We start from the raw sequence: 18325 nt of genomic DNA on the forward strand, positions 1-18325 counted from the left end.
CTGAACCATATGTGAGAGAAAAATATGACTGATATTATTAGTGACCCTAAAGAGGCAAACTATGCTGTATTTTCCTGACAGCCTGAATCACGACGAAGCGGATAAAAAAGCGCTTAACACTCACTGTCTGGATGAACAAGAATGGCAAGCACTGCTCGACCAGTTTATTTCCTGTGCCGGTGAGGAAGATCTGGCCGGACTGGAAACGGCAATTGCTAGTGACCCAGTCACTTATTGTCTCCGCGAGTTAAATAACCCCATACGCGAACTGACGGAGCTTGAAAGTCAGTTCTCTTCCGTGATTATCCCTGAATCACCGGTTGATGCTGGGGCATATGCCCAACATCTGAGCGAAAATATCCTCAATCAGGTTGTGCCTGTATCATCACCTACCTTTGTTGGTCACATGACATCGGCTCTCCCCAGACATTTGCCTGCACTTGGCAAAATAGTGACAGCCCTGAATCAAAACCTGGTCAAACTGGAAACATCGCATATTTTAACTGCGCTGGAACGCCAGGTTCTGGGTATGGTGCACAAGTTGGTATACCACTGTGATGAAACTTTCTATAAACAATGGCTTCACAGCAGTGATCATGCTCTGGCGACCTTCTGTTCTGGTGGAACTGTGGCTAATTTAACCGCCATGTGGGCGTGCCGAAACCAGCTTATGCCGGCTGACGGGGATTTTGCTGGTCTTGCACGTGAGGGATTAGCCAGGGGGCTGATGCATTATGGCTATAGGGGCTTAGCCATTCTGGTATCGGAATTGGGACACTATTCGCTGAAAAAAACGGTAGATATCCTTGGATTAGGACAAGATGCCTTGATAAAAGTTGATACCGACAAAGATGGCAAGATCTGCATCAATGCCCTCCTCACACAACTACAGAAACTGCGCCAACGCAATATCAAACCTATGGCTATTGTCGGGATAGCTGGCACCACAGAAACCGGTTCCATTGATCCACTGGATATTCTGGCGGATATCGCTGAACAGGAACAGTGCCATTTCCATGTTGATGCCGCCTGGGGCGGAGCGAGTTTGCTGTCCGAACGCTACCGGCATTTATTTGCGGGTATCGAACGTGCTGATACCGTGACGATCGACGCTCATAAGCAAATGTATGTCCCCATGGGGGCTGGTATGGTGTTATTCCGTCAACCTACTCTGACCAGCGCCATTGCCCAGCATGCTAATTATATTGTGCGCAAAGGGTCGAAGGATCTGGGCCGTCATACTTTGGAAGGTTCACGCAGTGCAATGTCGCTGATGTTACACAGTAACTTCCATCTGCTTGGCCGCCAAAGATTGGCTGGCCTGATAGATGCAAGCATTGAGAAAGCGCAACAATTTGCCGATCTGATCCGCCAGCAAGAAGATTTCGAGTTAATCAGTGAGCCACAGCTTTGCCTGTTGACTTATCGCTATGTGCCACCAAAGGTGTTACCGGCATTACGGGAAGGTTCAGAACAGGTTAAACAACAACTGCATGAATTAATTAATACACTGAACCAGAATATCCAAGCGATGCAGTGGACTGCGGGAAAATCTTTTGTCTCACATACCTGTCTCAAACCCGCGCAATGGGCTAGACAACCAACAATAGTTTTACGCGTCGTGCTGGCAAATCCTCTGACCACGTTGGCAATACTCGAAAATATGCTTGAGGAGCAGCGTCAACTAGCACAACAAAGTCCGCTCTGGCAAACGCTACACAATTTAATCAATTGAGTATATGGTCTGATATCACATCGCAGTATTCGTTTGATTAACTTATCTACCCAATAGATTTCAAGTGGCAGCATAGCCGCTGTTTGAAATCTATTGGGTTCTTTTTTTACAAATACAAAACGTAAATAACACATCGTTTAAAATCAATAAATAGTTATTCAATCAGCTTGTTGTTCCAATTCTCTAACCAGTGGGATCACGTTTCTACCAAAATACTCTAGCTCTTCCTGCATATGCAAAAATCCAAGCAACATCAGGTTTACACCGACCTTTTTATATTCAATAATTCGTTGGGCTATTTGTAATGGTGTACCAATAAGGTTGGTTTTAAAGCCGTCATTATACTGTACAAGATCTTCGAAAGTTGATTTTGCCCAGTTCCCTTCTTTTTCCGGTGATGCATTTCCCGCATTTTGGACTTCATGATGGAAACTTTTCACCGCTTCAAAATCACTATTATCTAAAATATCCTGTAATACTGCGCGAGCCTCTTTCTCATCATCACGGGCAATAGCAAAACCATTAACGCCTATTTTTACCTGATGATGATTCAATAACGCTTTAGCTCTGATATCTTCGATTTGTTTGTGAATATATTCCACACTGCCGCCATTAGTAAAATACCAATCAGAAACGCGGGCGGCCATGTCTCTGGCAGCTCTGGAACTCCCTCCTTGAAAAATTTCCGGTAATGGTGTCTGTGGCTTGGGGTTTAAAACATAATCATGAAAACGATAAAAATCACCAGAAAAACTGAAAGCGGGTTGCGACCAGATCCCTTTCAAACAATGGATAAATTCTTCAGAACGTAAATAACGTTCTTCATGATCCAACCACGGTTCACCAATCGCTTTAAATTCACCGCGAAACCAACCACTAACAATATTAACCGCAATACGGGCACCATAAAGCTGACTGATTGTTGCTATCTGCTTAGCAGCCAACACCGGTTTCCAAGGCCCAGGTAAAAGGGCTGCAATGATTTTCAATTTATTTGTTACGGAAAGCAGATCTTGCGAAAAGGTCATCGATTCATGTTGGTTTTCAGCACCATATCCAGCAGTAAATCTAATTTGGGTCAATGCATAGTCAAAACCTACATTTTCGGCGATTTGAGCCAGACTGCGATTATAAGTATGATCCCAATTGGTACGTTGCTGGATTTTACTTATAACCAATCCACCTGAAACATTTGGCACCCAATAAGCAAATTTAATGGGTTGAGAATTGAATTCAGCCATTAAACCTCCATGATTTGAAATCAGAATATATAGCTACCCGGTAAGGACGTTTATCATCTTCAATGATTTTTATAGCACAATATAAAATTAGTTAATCGATGAGACATATTATTGACAGGTCTCAATAAAATCCATTATTTATTATTTTATTTTAAATAATTTACAAAAGACACCATTTCTCAGTTTAAAGTCAATTGACAACTCTTATAGGGTCTTTTATAAATTTTCTATAAATATAAAAAATAAGATTAGAAAAATATCCTTACTGTTCATTTTTCACCAAAGGGAGTAAAAAATGAAAATTGTTCACTTAACATATATTCACTTAACCAAATACCAAGAACAAAAAATATTTGATAAAAATCCATATGATAACTTCGATTTTATTTGTGAAAAAATACACAGATTATCTAATCTTATTAAGATTGAATTAATTCTAGGATCCGGCAATATTGCATAATGATGGTGATATTGATGCGTATAAATATTTTTTATTGATTGATTGGTCATAATTCAAAAATAAAATCAAACTATAAGGATAATATCCAGACAAATAGAAGTATTAAAATATTCTGTGCAAAAATCAAAGAGGGATTATATGAAATCACGTGCTGCCGTTGCCTTTGGGCCAAACAAACCACTCGAAATTATCGAAATTGACGTTGCTCCACCAAAAAGAGGTGAAGTAATGATAAAAATCAGCCATACAGGTGTCTGCCATACGGATGCCTTTACCCTTTCAGGTAGCGATCCTGAAGGAATATTTCCTGTTATTCTGGGGCATGAAGGAGCCGGTGTCGTTGTCGAAGTAGGTGACGGTGTCACAAGTGTAAAACCAGGTGACCATGTTATTCCATTATATGCGGCGGAATGTGGCAAATGTGAGTTCTGTCAGTCTGGAAAAACTAACCTTTGTATCGCAGTCCGTGAAACGCAAGGTAAGGGCCTCATGCCAGATGGCACAACACGCTTTTCTTACAATGGACAACCTATCTATCATTACATGGGGTGTTCCACATTCAGTGAATACACTGTTGTTGCTGAAGTATCAGTGGCAAAAATAAATCCAACCGCAAACCATGAACAAGTTTGCCTATTGGGCTGTGGTGTCACTACTGGTATCGGTGCCGTACACAATACAGCCAAAGTGCAGCCGGGAGATTCTGTTGCCGTTTTCGGATTGGGTGGGATTGGTCTGGCCGTTGTCCAGGGTGCTCGTCAGGCAAAGGCCGGGCGCATTATTGCCATTGATACCAATCCAACTAAATTTGAACTTGCCAGACAATTTGGTGCCACTGATTGCCTCAATCCCAATGACTACGACAAACCTATCCAACAGGTCATTCTGGAGATAACCAAGTGGGGTGTTGATCATACTTTCGAATGTATCGGTAATGTCAATGTCATGCGTGCCGCTCTGGAAAGCGCGCACCGGGGATGGGGGCAATCAGTCATCATTGGTGTAGCTGGCGCTGGACAAGAGATTTCCACCCGGCCATTCCAACTTATTACCGGGCGTACATGGAAAGGCACAGCTTTCGGTGGTGTAAAAGGACGCAGCCAGTTGCCGGGAATGGTGGAAAAAGCCATGAAAGGTGAAATCGAACTTGCACCTTTCGTTAGCCATACGATGCCTCTGGAATCCATTAATGAGGCTTTCGATCTGATGCATGACGGTAAATCGATCCGAACAGTTATTTACTACTGATTAAGTTTGGATCGTAGACAGAAAACCGTGTTGCAAGCCAACACGGTATCTGACAAGTAATAAAATAATCACTGCAACAAATGACTTTAGAGAGGAAGTAATGGAAAGAATCGAACATCACGCCTGTTTTGGTGGATGGCAGGATATCTATCAACATGAATCAAAGGCTTTGGGTTGCCAGATGCGTTTTGCCATTTTCTTGCCTCCTCAAATTAAAGCAAGAAGATTACCCGTCCTTTACTGGCTCTCTGGCTTGACCTGCACTGAGCAAAATTTCATCACAAAATCAGGCGCTCAACGTTATGCGGCTGAACAGGGTATCGTTATTGTGGCTCCAGATACCAGCCCACGGGGTGATGATGTCGCTGACGATCCCGCCTACGATCTTGGAAAAGGTGCTGGCTTTTATCTCAATGCATCAAAACACCCTTGGGCTTCACACTATCGTATGTATGATTATGTTGTTTCAGAACTCCCCAATTTGATTGAAACACACTTTGCGGTCACTAATATACGAGCAATCAGTGGACACTCAATGGGAGGCCATGGTGCAATGATTGTTGCATTGAAGAATCCAGAACGTTATTGCAGTGTTTCGGCATTCTCACCTATTGTGGCTCCTAGCCAGGTTCCGTGGGGAATAAAAGCATTTTCAGCCTACCTTGGCGAAGATACATCAGATTGGAAACAATATGACACTGTAGAACTGATCAGGAATGCGAAAGAACAGCTTCCTATTTTGATTGACCAGGGTCTCAATGATGACTTTTTGGATGAACAGTTACGCCCTCATTTATTGCAAGATATTTGCGATGAAGCCGGTTATCCAGTGACTATCAATCTTCGGCCTGAATATGATCACAGCTATTACTTTATTGCCAGCTTTATTGAAGATCATATCACTTATCATGCCAAAGCAATGCAAGGTCATGACATCAATTTATTGACTCATGTATAGTCTGTCTATTTGGAGAACATTCAGATGGCAAAGATTGATGTGACCTGTCCATCTTGTTGTGCAGTTAAAGGGATCCACCGTAATGGGCGCTCTCGCTCTGGTCATCAACGTTATCTTTGCCAGTCCTGCCGTCATTCTTGGCAACGGGAACCGCATCTCTGAGTATCATGTTTTATAGGGATCTAACTATTTGGAAGTACAACCTAAATAAACCCTTGTTTTTCCTAATTTAATGGAAAAGGCAAGGGCTATGTTACTGGGATAAGAAAATAAAACTGCAACCTGAAAGGTTGGAAATATACCAACCTTAATTAACGATACATCTCAAACAAAGACATACCTTTTAAATCAGAAAAAGCTTTATAGGAAGCCTGTAATGCAGCATGTTCCTGATAATAGCTGGAAATGGTGGAGATCAAATCCGCATCGACTAATTCCCCCATACGAACTTTATTGGCTATGCTGCGTTCACTGGCTAACGCATCCAGTTGGTCCATTTCCTGAAGCTGTAACCCTAGCACGGCTTGCGCCGAGGATAAGTTGTTCAAGCTATTACGTACCCCTCGGTTAGCCTTGTTAATTAACTCCAGTGATTCCTCTCTTTCTGTTTCGCTGGCATCCGTGAATGGCCTTTTAAGCGCCTCGATCGCAAAATCAATAGAAGCAAAAATATCTGATTCACTGGCACTGCCATCAGGTTCTTTAATCGGGTTGGACGTTGCCGATAAAAAGACTTTTTCCCCTGTATGGGCGATAACCATGGAACGATTGTCATCCACCCTTTGGCTTATAGCCTCATATCCACCTTTGTAGTGAACTTTTCCACTGCCATCCGCTTCAAAAGGTGGAACGTCTGTCTTATAACCAGCAAAAATATAGCGGCCATTGCCATCGGTTTTATTCCCAAGGTTCAGCAATTGCTGTTTAAGCCCGTCTAATTGTTGGGCATAAGACTCACGATCATGATCGCTCTCTGCACTCGCCGCCGCGACTAATGTTTCCAAAACATTATGTGTCACCGATACAACACCATCGATAGTGCTCAATTGGGTTGACATCGTGTTCTTGGCAAAGATACGAGCTGCCACAAATTGCTGATTCTTCGCCTCAGATTGAGCAACCATAATACTCTGTGAAGCAGCCAACGGATCATCAGATGGTTTGATAACACGTTTCCCGCTGGATAACTGTTCACCATATTGCATCCATTTAGCCTGGGAGCCAAAAACTCCATTCATTTTTTGGCTGTATAAAAGATTCGTACTTACGCGCACAATATCAGTTCCTTTTTTTCTTTCGCCACTTAGTGATTAACGAATATCCAAAATGGCATTAAACAGCGTCGAAGCGGTCTGGATAACACGAGCATTTGACAAATAGTATTGTTGCAAACGTTGCAGTTCACCGTATTCTTCATCTAGGTTGACGCCAGAAATAGACTCGCGGCGGCTGTAAAGCACCTCTACTTGGATCTTCTGGGCTTCGAAACTACGTTGAGAACTATTAGCTTTACTACCCACGGTACTGACCAGTGAAGCATAAGCATCAGTCAAGGTATTTTTACCATCAACCAGCTTTTGTTCTTGTAGGAGAGTGAATTTCTTCGCATTGTTGTTATCACTTTGACCAGAACCTTTAGCACCTGCCGTTGCCAGCTGGGAGGGGGTTTTAATATTGACTTCAAGTGTAGCTATTACGCTACCGACTGTTTTCAGTGTGTACCGATCATTATCCTGTGGATTAGTCGCATTGATTGCGACTTTCAAACCGTCAAATTCCAGCGTCTTACCATTTTTAGTTACAGAGATCATTTCCTTGTCGGTAACACGCTGTACTTTCCAATCCCCGCCTTGGTACTTAATCGTATAGTCACTGTCTTTTACTTTAGTGGTATCGGCGTATTCCACTTTAATTTCAGCCGAACCTTTGTTATTGCTGTTAGCAATGGTTTCTGGCTGCGCAAGGTTGAAGAAATCGATACCTGGTTTACCGTCCAGATCGAAACCACCACGCTGGACTTGATTGAATTGATCCGCCATCACTAATCCCAATTGGTTTAATTGATTGCGGGTTGGGTCTATCACTTCACTACGCACACGCAATGCACCACCCAACGTCCCTTGTGAGATAAAACGCTCATCAATTTCTTTCGTACTTATACCATTGTTATAGCCTAGGGTAATACGGCCGCTATCTGCACTGGATGGAATCGCTTCCAGCCGATAGGATTTGCTGCCCAATACCAATGAGGGGCCACCGCCAAATGAGACGTTGTAAACACCACCGTCTTGCTGAACCATATCTACTTCAATAAGTTGATTTAATTTATTAAGCGTATCATCGCGTTTATCCAGTAAAGCCAGAGGTTCACCTGTTCCTACGCCACGCATACGAGAAATTTCATTATTCAGAAAGGCAATTTCTTCCGCGTACTTATTAATTTCTTTGACATTCTTCTCAATTTGGGTATTGATACCGCTGTCCATCTTACGGAGATGTTGATCCGTTTCTTTAAACCGGTTAACCAAACCTTCAGCTTTACCTCGTACTGTGGTTCTTGCCGCATGGTCTTCCGCGTTATTTTCAAGCGTGCTCAGGCTCTTAAAAAAGTCTTCCATAGAACTGGAAAGGCTGGTTGTATTATCTGCCAGCAGATTCTCAACTTGAGAAGCCTGATTATTGTATGTAATTAATTCAGCATATTTGGTTTTTGCAGCATTATATTGCTCGTTGACAAACTCATTATATTGTCGATCAATGGAATTGACATTCACACCATTGCCAATAAAGCCAACTGGTGACATGTTGCCATTATTCTGCGACATTACCGTGATCTGTCGGTGATATCCCTCGACTTTAGAGTTAGTAATGTTATTACTCACCACACTCATTGCCACTTGCGCAGCATTAATACCACTCATGGCAGTATTGATAAGACTATTGGACATGTGTAGATCCTTTTACGTTTTCGTTATGCCTCCATCGTGGGAGGTAATTCACTGCTACAGTTATCGGCAAAATACCCTGATTCTTGAGCGAATTGATTCCCTTAAAACAAGTTATCAAAATCATAGGCATAGGCTTTTGCCATTTGATTGCCGGTATTTTTTAACTGCTGGATCAATGACACTAATTTTTGTGCATAACCTGGATCGGTGGCATATCCGGCCTCTTGTAAGGAATACGCTCCCTGCTCTGCCGTTGTTGATTGTGCAACCTTGGTGTAACGGGGGTTTTCTGTCAGTAAATTGACGTAATCCGTTATCGCTTCCGTATAAGAGCTATAGACGCGGAAGCTGTCCTGCATTTTCTTCGGCTCACCATCAATGTATTCCGTCGTCATAATATTGGTGACGGGCCCTTTCCAGTATTTTCCCGCTTTGATACCAAACAAATTATGACTTGGCTTACCTTCCGCTGTCAGAATTTCTCGCTGCCCCCAGCCGGATTCCAGCGCTGCCTGAGCAATAATCAATAAATGAGGAATACCACTTTGCTGGCTTGCCAACTGAGCTGGTAAGGAAAGCATGGAAACAAAGCTGGCGCTGTGCATCGGCAATGATTTTGGTGGGGCTGAACTGTATTGAGGTGAACCATTCGCCGAAGATGGGTTTTTAGACAGATAGTCAGGAGCCGGTATAGCCCGACGCATAAATTGTTCCAATGCCTGCTTCGGTAATGTTTGCAGGATTTCATTATCCAGCGGCATCGGCACAGTGTTGGCTAATTCATCAGGTACATTATTATTCGCATTAGAGAATTGCTTAACGATCATGTCCGCAAATCCTAACCCCTTTTGGGAAAGATCCTGGGCAATTTGCTGATCGTACAGCGAAGTATAAAAATGCGTCTGCTCACTGCTTAAAATGCCATCCTGCGGCAACGAGGAACGCATACTTTTCAGCATCATCTGAACGAAGACGCCTTCTAATTGTTGGGCTACTTGCCGTAGCCCTTGTTGTGGTTCCTGTGACAATTTAGCTTTCAGTGAATGCAATGAGTTAACATCGTAAGCTGCATTGGACATCGTCAGAAAATCATTCATCAGATAATCTCCAATTTCGCCCGCAGACAACCTGCGCTCTCCATTGCCTGCAAGATCGACATTAAATCGGTTGGCGTTGCACCCAACGCATTCAACGCACGCACAACTTGTGTCAGATTTGCACTGGCACTAAGTTGCTGCAATGCGCCCCCCTGCTCCTGAATGCCAACCCCCGTATTACGGGTCACGACGGTACTGCCTCCCGCCAATGGCGTATTGGGCTGATTGACCACGATCTGACGTTCAACGGTCACAGACAAACTACCATGAGCAATCGCACAACTGTCCAAGGTAACATTACGGTTCATCACCACGGAACCTGTTCGGGAGTTGAAAATCACTTTGGCATCACCGGCATCCACGCGGATAGGCAAATTCTGTACCTGAGCCAGAAACTTCACCTGTTCGCTGTTCTCAATCGGTAAACGCAACTGCACCGTGCGGGAATCCAACGGTGTCGCCGTTCCCGTTCCTTTCAATCGGTTGATCGCATCACTGATTTTCTGAGCCAGCCCAAAATCATCATCATTCAGTTGCAGATTCAGCGTGCCTTTCTGGCCGAACTGTGTTGGCAACTCACGTTCAATCACCGCACCATTGGAAATCCGGCCACCGGCAAGTTGGTTGACTTTGATACTGTTACCACCGGCACTCGCACCGGCACCACCCACAAGAATATTGCCCTGAGCCAAAGCATAGACCTGGTTATCCACCCCTTTTAACGGCGTCATCAGCAATGTACCGCCACGCAAACTCTTGGCATTACCCAGCGAGGAAACGACAACATCAATGTTCTGCCCTGTACGCGCAAACGGGGGCAGTTTTGCTGTCACCATCACGGCAGCGACATTTTTAAGCTGCATATTTGTACCGGCGGGTACGGTGATCCCTAGCTGTGACAACATATTGCTCAGGCTTTGGGTAGTAAAAGGCGTCTGCATGGTTTGGTCACCCGTTCCATCCAGCCCAACGACCAAACCATAACCAATCAGCGCGTTATCCCTGACTCCTTCAATCGTCGTCAAATCACGAATACGTTCGGCAAAAACACTGGCAGAAGTGAACGTACCGGACAGCACCAACAAAAACGTAAAAAGGCTGGCGACTAATTTTTTCATCCTAACCATCCTCTTTTAAAACGGCGAGATATTTATAAAGAAACGTTGTAACCAACCCATATGCTGCGCTTCGTTGATATAACCATCACCAACATACTCAATACGGGCATCAGCAACTTGATTGGAACTCACCGTATTATTGCCCGTGATCGTGCGCGGGTTAACAACACCAGAGAAACGAATAAACTCCGTACCCTGATTAATAGCGATCTGTTTTTCCCCCACTACATGTAGGTTGCCATTGGCCAGCAGTTTATCCACAGTCACAGTAATGGTGCCCCTGAAGGTATTGTTGGCATTCGCACCACCTTTGCCACCAAATTCATTATTGCCTTCCATGCCCAGATCGGTTTTTCCACCCCCCATCAATCCCTGTAAAAAACGAGGCGTCAAAGCCGCCGCAAAACTGGTTTTTCCATTGCGACTCGCATTGGCTGAAGAGTTTTTGCTCGCACTGACGTTCTCCTGCAAAATAATCGTTAGCGTATCACCAATATTGCGTGGACGGCGGTCTTCAAACAGTGGCTGATAGCCGTAATAGACCGGTTGGACAGTTTGAAAAATAGAACCATTTGGCGTTGGAGCAGGCGTTTCGGCGGGTTTTGCGGTTGTTTGCCCTTCCACCAGTGGCTTGTGCGGCATATAAGCACAGCCCCCTAATGTCAGTGCCGACAATGCGAGTACCGCCACAGATATGCTGATACGCCACTTATTTCTCTGGTTTCTCCGTAAACCAGTGGAGCCATAAGCTACATGGTTTTTAGCATGGCTTTCGGCAACGGGCATTGTATCCATCTTCTATGCTCTTAAGTTTATCGTAGAAATAGTGGAAGAACGTATTCCCCCACCATTTAATGATTAGGTTATAACTGTGTCAGCTTTTGCAGCATTTGATCAGAAGTCGATACTGCCTTGCTGTTGATTTCATAGGCTCGCTGCACCTGAATCATAGTGACCAACTCTTCCGCCACATTGACGTTAGACGTTTCGACAAAGCCTTGATAGAGCACGCCAGCGCCATTGATGCCCGGTGCATTCTCTACTGGTACGCCAGAACTGTTGGTTTCCAGATACAAATTCTCACCGATGCTTTCCAGTCCACTTTCATTGATAAACGTGGTCAATGTCAGTTGCCCAATCTGCTGAGGCGCATTTTGCCCTTGCACGTTTACACTAACAGTACCATCACTGGCAATGTTGAGCTTAGTGGCATTATCTGGAATGATGATGGCAGGTACTATCTGAAAACCACCCACAGTAACCAGCTGACCATTCTGATCTTTCTGAAATGAACCATCACGGGTATAGCCAATGGTGCCATCAGGCATCTGGACTTGGAAAAAGCCCTGTCCTTTAATTGCCACATCCTGGCTGCTATTGGTTTTCGCCAGGTTACCCTGGCTGTGCAGCCGCTCAGTGGCTACCGGTCGTGCGCCCGTACCAATCTGCAAACCTGATGGCAGGGTAGTCTGTTCAGACGACATCGCACCTGGCTGACGTTCGGTTTGATAGAGCAAATCTTCAAACACCGCACGCTGGCGTTTGAAACCGTTGGTGCTGACATTTGCCAAGTTGTTAGAAATAACATCCATATTGGTTTGCTGAGCATCCAGCCCAGTCTTGGCAATCCATAAAGATCGGATCATGAATTTATCCCCTGTATCCGATTTAGCTCATAGCGAGAATTTGGTTAGCCCGCTGTGCATTTTCATCGGAACTGTGTATGACTTTCATTTGCATCTCAAAACGACGCGCGTTGGCGATCATGTTCACCATGCTTTCCACTGGATTAACATTGCTGCCTTCCAAGACACCTGGCATAAGTTTCACTTCTGTACTGGCCGCCAATTCATTGCCCTGCTGTTCCCGCGCCTGTGACGTTAAATGGAACAAACCATCATCGCCACGTACCACTTGATTAGCTTCCGGTTTAACGATTTTCAGCTTGCCAATCTGGCCCAACAACGTGGGCGGATCGCTGGCAATTAAGGCAGAAATGGCACCATCTGTCGCAATGGTCAATTCAGCTTGCGGCGGAACATCAATCGGCCCGTTTTCGCCCATCAACATGCGCCCCTGTACCATCAGTTGCCCTTCAGGCGAAATTTGGATATTACCGTTGCGGGTATAGGCTTCCGTCCCATCTTCAAGCTGAACAGCTAAATAGCCACCTTGTCCGACCGCCACATCTAACGGACGGGAGGTATAATTCATGGGTCCCTGACGGCTATCCATGCCAGGGGTAGAAGCAACAACCAGCGAGCGTGTCGGCAAGGTTTCACCTTCAATGGGTACAGCACGCAGTGCAGCAAGTTGGGCTTTAAAGCCCGGCGTTGACGCATTGGCCAGATTGTTGGCTGTGACAGCTTGGTGCTCCAGCGTTTGGCGCGCAGCTCCCATAGCGGTATAAATGACGTGATCCATAAAGCTATCCGCCTGAGCTTATTAACGCATGCTGACCAGTGTTTGCAGAATTTGGTCCTGCGTTTTGATGGTCTGAGCGTTGGATTGATAGTTACGCTGGGCGACGATCATATTGACCAGCTCTTGGCTCATATCTACGTTAGAAGCTTCCAGCGCACCGCTGATCAACTTACCGAAGTTACCTGAACCTGCAAGTCCCACAACCGGGCTACCTGATGCTCCGGATTCTGCCCAAATATTATCGCCCTGTGCAGCCAGACCTTCAGGGTTGGCAAAGTTTGCCAGTACCACCTGACCCAATACCTGATTTTGATCGTTGGAATAAGTGCCGTAGATTTTACCGTCATTATCTACACGGTACTTGGTGAAATAACCTGCGGCATAACCATCTTGCTTTGGATTGTTGCTGGAACTTTGTGCAAGGCTCTGCTGCTTACTTCCATTTAAATCGATGGTGATTTCCGCGAGAGCGGAACCATTCAGTGCTGGCATTGTAAATGTGAATGGATCAATCGCGGCCATTTGTCCACTTGTATTGAATGACAACTCACCCAATTCTTGAGCTTCAGAACCTGTTACAGAAGTATCCTGGGCATAAACTTTCCATTTATTATTTTCTGTTTTAACAAAAAACACATTAAGATCGTGCTGGCTACCCAAGCTATCGAAAATTTGCATGGGCGTACTGAAATTAAACGTATCTTTCTCGCCCGGATTTAATTTTTCTGTAATGGCTTTCTCCGTTGCGCTCAGGTTAGCTGACAACGAAATTTTGCTCGTTGCTTTCGCATCCATCATTGCCGTTGGGATCGAAATCGGTCCTACTGCGCCACCTTGTTGAATGACTCCGTTCACCGCCGGATAACCCGTCAGTTTCATACCCTGCATATTGATCAGGTTACGGTCTGAATCCAGGTTGAACTGACCGTTACGGGAATAGAAAATATTACCGTTGGAATCTTCCATACGGAAAAAACCGCCTTGTGTGATTGCCATATCCAATTGGCGGTTAGTTGTAGTGGTTGAGCCGTCTTTAAAGTTCTGAACCATGCCAGAAACCTTAACACCCAAGCCCACTTCTGAGCCGCTGAAAACGTCCGCAAAGGAAGCGGAGCTGGATTTAAAGCCAAATGTCGCTGAGTTTGCAATGTTATTACCAATAACGTCCAGGTTACTCGCTGCGGCATTCAAGCCACTGACCGCTTGTGAAAAAGACATATGTCCTCCGTTTAATTAAAGAATCTGACGAACTTGATCCATGTTTACCGTTCCCGCCAGCCCTAAATCTAATTTAGTGCTATTCTCTTGCCGCACAACGCCGTTAACCTTAGCCTCTCTCAGAGGATGTATCATCAACGCTTGATCCTGTTGGCTTGCGGAAACGGTGAAGTTATAAGCTTTTCCTTCCAGCATATTGCCTTCTGCGTCTTTACCATCCCATAAGAAGCTGTGTACGCCAGCACTCAAATATTCGGATGAGTTGGGATCTAATTTCTTGAATTCCATCTCCCGAACAACTGCGCCACTTTTATCTTTGATGGTCACTTTAACGATATCGGCAGGTCGGTTCAGTTCATAGCCCAACGGTGCTGCGTCAATATTTTTTTCTCCGTTGAAACCAACCAAAATCTCATTGCCAGGAACCATAACACTTCGACCAATCAGTGCTACCGTTTGCATCGCGTGGTTACTGTCCATTTGCCCGACAATGGAACCCAGCGTCTTATTGAGCTTCTCAATACCTTCCACAGTACTGATCTGCGCAATCTGTGAAGTCACTTCACTGTTTTGCATTGGGTTGGTTGGATCTTGGTTTTTAAGCTGAGCAACCAATATATTCAAAAAGCTATCTTTGATATCACCACTATTTTGTGGTTTTTGATTGGTCAACTTAGCCAGTTCACCGACTGTTGAATTATCCAATGATTCATTAATTGAGGTGGTAATTCCCATAACGACATTCCTGTTACTGGCCCAGTGTCAGCGTTTTCAACATGATGGATTTGGTGGTATTAAGCACTTCAACGTTCGCCTGATAGCTGCGGGAAGCCGAGATGGTATTGACCATTTCCCCGACCACATCCACATTCGGCATACGTACATAACCTTTTTCATCGGCCAGCGGATGGCCCGGCTGGTATTCGAGGCGGAAAGGTGAAGGATCATCCACCACTTCACTAACGCGAACGCCGCCAACCTCTTGGCCTGCGGGAGCAGCGACACGGAAAACCACTTGCTTGGCACGGTATGGCTCGCCATCCGGCCCCGCAACACTGTCGGCATTCGCCATATTACTGGCGCTGACGTTCAGTCGCTGGGACTGGGCAGAAAGCGCCGAGCTGGCAATATCAAAAATACTGAGTAGAGACATTCCCATTATCCTTGTGACTGTAGAACTGACATCATGCTTTTGATTTGCGCATTCGTCATAGTAAGTTCGGCCTGATATTTCAGGCTGTTATCTGCGAAATTGCTGCGTTCTATATCCATGTCAACGGTATTTCCATCCATGGCTGTCTGGTATGGCACCCGATACAGCAGATCCATCTCCAGACGTTTTTGAGGCTGAACGGGAATATGTCGATCGGAAGTCAGAGTTAGCCCAATTCCATTCCCCGTTACACGACCATGTGCCATGACTTTTTTCAGTTGAGCAGCAAAATCGATATCACGCGCCTGATAGCCAGGGGTATCCGCATTAGCAATGTTGGCAGACAAGATTTCCTGCCGCTGGTTGCGGAGTGCCAGCGCTTCTTGTCGAAATTGAAAGGCGGCATCTAATTTATCGAGCATATTCCTCCCTCGGATTTGTTCTGTCGGGGATAATCCCCAAGCAGCTAACAGAATAAACGGAGAAGAAAAAGGTAATTCGAAGAATAGAAACAAATTGAATTGCTATTTATCCCATTAACGAATAATCAATCGAGTTACACTATTAACATCCAACAGGTGCTGAATATTTTTTGCAATCATGGCTCGCGAACAGGATTTAAGGTGGTGAAATGCCTGCACTAAAGTTTATCGGATTCCTTGCCTTTTTCCTTAATCTATTTTTTGTTTTCGGCAGTTCTGTAGCTTGGGGAAACAATATACCGCAATTAATAGATGACTATTTCAGGCAGATTCATCGCACATCGAATCATAAGGTCTCAGTGAAGATCAAAACACCTGAACAACAATGGCCTGCTTGTGAACACCCTGAAATACAACCGTTACTTAGCAACAAAAATTGGGGTAACCTTTCCGTTCCTGTGATTTGTGGTCAGCAACGCCGTTTTATTCAGGTTTATGTCAATGTCATCGGCCCTTATTTGGTTTCTAAGCGGGCCATTAACCGCAATGCGGTCCTGACAGAAAAAGATTTTCAAGTAAAAACAGGCTCCTTAGATAAGCTGCCAAACGACATAATCCGTAACAACAGGGCCATACAAAATGGTATTGCGCTGCGCAACATACCTGCCGGACAATTCATCACTCGTAATATGGTCCGGCGTCCCTGGGCAATTCAAGCCGGACAAAATGTAGTTGTCACCGTAGATGGACACCATTTTCAGGTGCGTTACGAAGGAAAAGCGATTAACAACGCCGCGAGTTTTGATAATATCCGTGTCCGCCTGAACTCTGGACAGGTTATTACTGGTGAAGCTCAAGAAAATGGCAGTGTAAAAATGATGTTATAAATGGCTAAAGTTTTATTTCTTCACGCCGATATAACCAACAGACCATGATTTACAGGCATGCCAGCGGTATATCGCCTGCTACCTAAGACAAATAAATAATGCCTGATTAAAGGATTACGATTATGAGTATTGAACGCACTCAACCTCTACTGGCTATGGCTGCTTTACAGCAACGCAATGCCAATGAAGGTGCTCAGAGCACTCGCAGAATTGTGGCTGTTGCAGAAAAAAGCGCAGATACACAAGTTAAGCTGAGCGAAGCGCAGAAAAAGCTCGTTCAGCCAAGCAGTCAGGATATTAATATCCAAAAAGTACAACAATTGAAAGAAGCCATTGCAAAGGGAACCCTAACGATGGACAGCGGTAAAATTGCTGATGCTCTATTTAGGGAGGCCCTTGAAAACATGGAATATGATAAATAAACACCAAAATCTAAAGAGCCATAAATGGAAGAACTTCAACTCTTGCTTGAACAGCAAAGCGCGCACTTAAATTCGCTTTCGCAAACTATGGCAGAAGAACAGCGCATATTGAGCGAAGGCTTTATTGAAGTGAATCATTTACATCGCGTGACGGAACAAAAGACATTTTTGCTTTCAGCACTCGATCATGCTGAACGAAAACGCCAGCAGTTAAATGACACGTTAAAAATAAATGCTCCTTATGCTAACCATAAAAGGCTAGCAGTATTATGGAGTCAAATTAGTCAATCTGTTGAACGTATCCGTGATTTAAATTCACATAACGGATTTTTACTGGAACAACATATTGAATTGAACAGTCAAGCAATCGCTTTTCTGAAAACTCACCACAGCCCTTCTCTTTATGGTGCAGACGGCCAGGCCCGTCATCATTCAGCGCTATCAGGCCACAAGATCAGCGTTTGATCATTCTGTTACTGCTTAGGCAGTAAGCTCTACAGACCTCTTGGTTTATTGGCAATAATAAGGGGTCTGTTCCTGTGTATCTGTATTTCCCCTGCCCTAGATAAAAAAGAAAATAATTCTCATTATACTAACTTTTAAAGGAATATTGATCGGCCCCTCGGTTATAGTTTCGATATATTCAATTTTTAGTCATGACTCTAAAGCGTTAATTTGATATTTATTATGTTTTTTTAAAGAGAGATCAGCATGACCGTTACGATAGAAGTTATTTGCCGATATTGTGGCCAAACAGAACTGGTACGTAGGCATGGAAGTAGGTAACATCGAGACGAAAAGCTTACGACGATGTCACGCTCATTTGCGAGTTGGATGAACAATGGTCTTTTGTCGGCAACAAAAAAACAACGCCACTGTCTTAGGTATGCTTTTGATAAAAAAAGAAAAAACCATCGCTTATGTAGAAATGCCTCTCTCAAATTCTTCACTTCTCCTTGATTGATAAATCCTATCAATATATTGTTAATTGATC

19 protein-coding genes and 1 pseudogene are annotated in these 18325 nt (G+C 44.4%); 8 read left to right on the forward strand and 12 right to left on the reverse strand.

Annotated features, from left to right (window positions below; translation table 11 throughout):
* Positions 1-61: 61 nt before the first annotated feature.
* A complete protein-coding gene (panP, locus tag BDE27_RS08430) occupies positions 62-1735 on the forward strand; it encodes a pyridoxal-dependent aspartate 1-decarboxylase PanP (RefSeq protein ID WP_099131219.1) in 1674 nt (557 codons plus the stop codon).
* 158 nt (positions 1736-1893) lie between these two features.
* On the opposite strand, the gene sfnG is transcribed toward panP, so the two are convergent.
* Entirely contained in the window at positions 1894-2976 is a 1083-nt protein-coding gene (gene sfnG, locus BDE27_RS08435; protein WP_099131220.1) for a dimethylsulfone monooxygenase SfnG, read from the reverse strand.
* Between the two features lie 598 nt (positions 2977-3574).
* On the opposite strand from sfnG, the gene BDE27_RS08440 reads away from it, so the two are divergent.
* The 3 genes from BDE27_RS08440 to BDE27_RS08450 all read left to right on the forward strand — a co-directional run bounded on the left by BDE27_RS08440 (position 3575) and on the right by BDE27_RS08450 (position 5804).
* Entirely contained in the window at positions 3575-4684 is a 1110-nt protein-coding gene (locus BDE27_RS08440; protein ID WP_099131221.1) for an S-(hydroxymethyl)glutathione dehydrogenase/class III alcohol dehydrogenase, read from the forward strand.
* A gap of 100 nt (positions 4685-4784) precedes the next feature.
* On the forward strand, positions 4785-5642 hold the full coding sequence (gene fghA / locus BDE27_RS08445) for an S-formylglutathione hydrolase (RefSeq protein WP_099131222.1): 858 nt from the start codon (positions 4785-4787) through the stop codon (positions 5640-5642).
* 24 nt (positions 5643-5666) lie between these two features.
* Positions 5667-5804, forward strand: a complete 138-nt coding sequence (locus BDE27_RS08450) for an IS1 family transposase (RefSeq protein WP_099131223.1) — start codon at positions 5667-5669, stop codon at positions 5802-5804.
* Between the two features lie 149 nt (positions 5805-5953).
* Here the strand turns inward: BDE27_RS08450 and flgL are convergent, their stop codons facing one another.
* The 11 genes from flgL to flgB all read right to left on the reverse strand — a co-directional run bounded on the left by flgL (position 5954) and on the right by flgB (position 16022).
* Positions 5954-6916 carry a flagellar hook-associated protein FlgL gene (gene flgL, locus BDE27_RS08455; protein WP_099131224.1) on the reverse strand — a complete coding sequence of 321 codons (963 nt, stop codon included), beginning with the start codon at positions 6914-6916 and terminating at the stop codon, positions 5954-5956.
* A gap of 36 nt (positions 6917-6952) precedes the next feature.
* The gene (flgK, locus tag BDE27_RS08460; protein ID WP_099131225.1) at positions 6953-8590 is read right to left on the reverse strand and encodes a flagellar hook-associated protein FlgK; all 1638 of its coding nucleotides are present in this window, start codon (positions 8588-8590) and stop codon (positions 6953-6955) included.
* A gap of 101 nt (positions 8591-8691) precedes the next feature.
* Positions 8692-9687 (reverse strand): flagellar assembly peptidoglycan hydrolase FlgJ, encoded by a 996-nt coding sequence (gene flgJ, locus BDE27_RS08465; RefSeq protein ID WP_099131226.1) that lies wholly within the window; start codon positions 9685-9687, stop codon positions 8692-8694.
* Positions 9687-10805, reverse strand: coding sequence for a flagellar basal body P-ring protein FlgI (locus BDE27_RS08470; RefSeq protein ID WP_099131227.1), 1119 nt, complete (start codon positions 10803-10805; stop codon positions 9687-9689). Before BDE27_RS08470 ends, flgJ begins: the two co-directional genes overlap by 1 nt.
* Positions 10806-10820: 15 nt before the next feature.
* Positions 10821-11600 (reverse strand): flagellar basal body L-ring protein FlgH, encoded by a 780-nt coding sequence (locus BDE27_RS08475; RefSeq protein WP_099131228.1) that lies wholly within the window; start codon positions 11598-11600, stop codon positions 10821-10823.
* Positions 11601-11668: 68 nt separating this feature from the next.
* Positions 11669-12451, reverse strand: a complete 783-nt coding sequence (flgG, locus tag BDE27_RS08480) for a flagellar basal-body rod protein FlgG (RefSeq protein ID WP_074024366.1) — start codon at positions 12449-12451, stop codon at positions 11669-11671.
* 22 nt (positions 12452-12473) lie between these two features.
* Entirely contained in the window at positions 12474-13229 is a 756-nt protein-coding gene (locus BDE27_RS08485; RefSeq protein ID WP_099131229.1) for a flagellar basal body rod protein FlgF, read from the reverse strand.
* A 21-nt stretch (positions 13230-13250) separates the two neighbouring features.
* A complete protein-coding gene (gene flgE, locus BDE27_RS08490; RefSeq protein WP_099131230.1) occupies positions 13251-14447 on the reverse strand; it encodes a flagellar hook protein FlgE in 1197 nt (398 codons plus the stop codon).
* A gap of 15 nt (positions 14448-14462) precedes the next feature.
* A complete protein-coding gene (locus BDE27_RS08495) occupies positions 14463-15182 on the reverse strand; it encodes a flagellar hook assembly protein FlgD (protein WP_099131231.1) in 720 nt (239 codons plus the stop codon).
* Between the two features lie 13 nt (positions 15183-15195).
* Positions 15196-15600 (reverse strand): flagellar basal body rod protein FlgC, encoded by a 405-nt coding sequence (gene flgC / locus BDE27_RS08500; protein WP_047770689.1) that lies wholly within the window; start codon positions 15598-15600, stop codon positions 15196-15198.
* A 5-nt stretch (positions 15601-15605) separates the two neighbouring features.
* Positions 15606-16022, reverse strand: coding sequence for a flagellar basal body rod protein FlgB (flgB, locus tag BDE27_RS08505; protein WP_074024371.1), 417 nt, complete (start codon positions 16020-16022; stop codon positions 15606-15608).
* 209 nt (positions 16023-16231) lie between these two features.
* Between flgB and flgA the strand changes: the two genes are divergently transcribed.
* From flgA to BDE27_RS20395, 4 genes and pseudogenes are all read left to right on the forward strand, one after another.
* Positions 16232-16909: a flagellar basal body P-ring formation chaperone FlgA gene (flgA, locus tag BDE27_RS08510; protein WP_099131232.1), complete on the forward strand. Its 678-nt coding sequence runs from the start codon at positions 16232-16234 to the stop codon at positions 16907-16909.
* A gap of 122 nt (positions 16910-17031) precedes the next feature.
* A complete protein-coding gene (flgM, locus tag BDE27_RS08515; RefSeq protein ID WP_074024373.1) occupies positions 17032-17331 on the forward strand; it encodes a flagellar biosynthesis anti-sigma factor FlgM in 300 nt (99 codons plus the stop codon).
* A gap of 24 nt (positions 17332-17355) precedes the next feature.
* A complete protein-coding gene (locus tag BDE27_RS08520; protein ID WP_099131233.1) occupies positions 17356-17796 on the forward strand; it encodes a flagella synthesis protein FlgN in 441 nt (146 codons plus the stop codon).
* Between the two features lie 317 nt (positions 17797-18113).
* A pseudogene (locus BDE27_RS20395) lies at positions 18114-18234 on the forward strand (IS1 family transposase); the annotation flags it as partial.
* Positions 18235-18325: the final 91 nt, after the last annotated feature.

The organism is Xenorhabdus ehlersii, from assembly GCF_003610465.1.
Lineage (GTDB): Bacteria > Pseudomonadota > Gammaproteobacteria > Enterobacterales > Enterobacteriaceae > Xenorhabdus > Xenorhabdus ehlersii.

Excerpts from the sequence above, each read along its gene's own strand:
- panP (WP_099131219.1), top strand. The coding sequence starts at position 62 with ATGCTGTATTTTCCTGACAGCCTGAATCACGACGAAGCGGATAAAAAA.
- sfnG (WP_099131220.1), bottom strand. The coding sequence starts at position 2,976 with ATGGCTGAATTCAATTCTCAACCCATTAAATTTGCTTATTGGGTGCCA.
- BDE27_RS08440 (WP_099131221.1), top strand. The coding sequence starts at position 3,575 with ATGAAATCACGTGCTGCCGTTGCCTTTGGGCCAAACAAACCACTCGAA.
- fghA (WP_099131222.1), top strand. The coding sequence starts at position 4,785 with ATGGAAAGAATCGAACATCACGCCTGTTTTGGTGGATGGCAGGATATC.
- BDE27_RS08450 (WP_099131223.1), top strand. The coding sequence starts at position 5,667 with ATGGCAAAGATTGATGTGACCTGTCCATCTTGTTGTGCAGTTAAAGGG.
- flgK (WP_099131225.1), bottom strand. The coding sequence starts at position 8,590 with ATGTCCAATAGTCTTATCAATACTGCCATGAGTGGTATTAATGCTGCG.
- flgJ (WP_099131226.1), bottom strand. The coding sequence starts at position 9,687 with ATGAATGATTTTCTGACGATGTCCAATGCAGCTTACGATGTTAACTCA.
- BDE27_RS08470 (WP_099131227.1), bottom strand. The coding sequence starts at position 10,805 with ATGAAAAAATTAGTCGCCAGCCTTTTTACGTTTTTGTTGGTGCTGTCC.
- BDE27_RS08475 (WP_099131228.1), bottom strand. The coding sequence starts at position 11,600 with ATGGATACAATGCCCGTTGCCGAAAGCCATGCTAAAAACCATGTAGCT.
- flgG (WP_074024366.1), bottom strand. The coding sequence starts at position 12,451 with ATGATCCGATCTTTATGGATTGCCAAGACTGGGCTGGATGCTCAGCAA.
- BDE27_RS08485 (WP_099131229.1), bottom strand. The coding sequence starts at position 13,229 with ATGGATCACGTCATTTATACCGCTATGGGAGCTGCGCGCCAAACGCTG.
- flgE (WP_099131230.1), bottom strand. The coding sequence starts at position 14,447 with ATGTCTTTTTCACAAGCGGTCAGTGGCTTGAATGCCGCAGCGAGTAAC.
- BDE27_RS08495 (WP_099131231.1), bottom strand. The coding sequence starts at position 15,182 with ATGGGAATTACCACCTCAATTAATGAATCATTGGATAATTCAACAGTC.
- flgC (WP_047770689.1), bottom strand. The coding sequence starts at position 15,600 with ATGTCTCTACTCAGTATTTTTGATATTGCCAGCTCGGCGCTTTCTGCC.
- flgB (WP_074024371.1), bottom strand. The coding sequence starts at position 16,022 with ATGCTCGATAAATTAGATGCCGCCTTTCAATTTCGACAAGAAGCGCTG.
- flgA (WP_099131232.1), top strand. The coding sequence starts at position 16,232 with ATGCCTGCACTAAAGTTTATCGGATTCCTTGCCTTTTTCCTTAATCTA.
- flgM (WP_074024373.1), top strand. The coding sequence starts at position 17,032 with ATGAGTATTGAACGCACTCAACCTCTACTGGCTATGGCTGCTTTACAG.
- BDE27_RS08520 (WP_099131233.1), top strand. The coding sequence starts at position 17,356 with ATGGAAGAACTTCAACTCTTGCTTGAACAGCAAAGCGCGCACTTAAAT.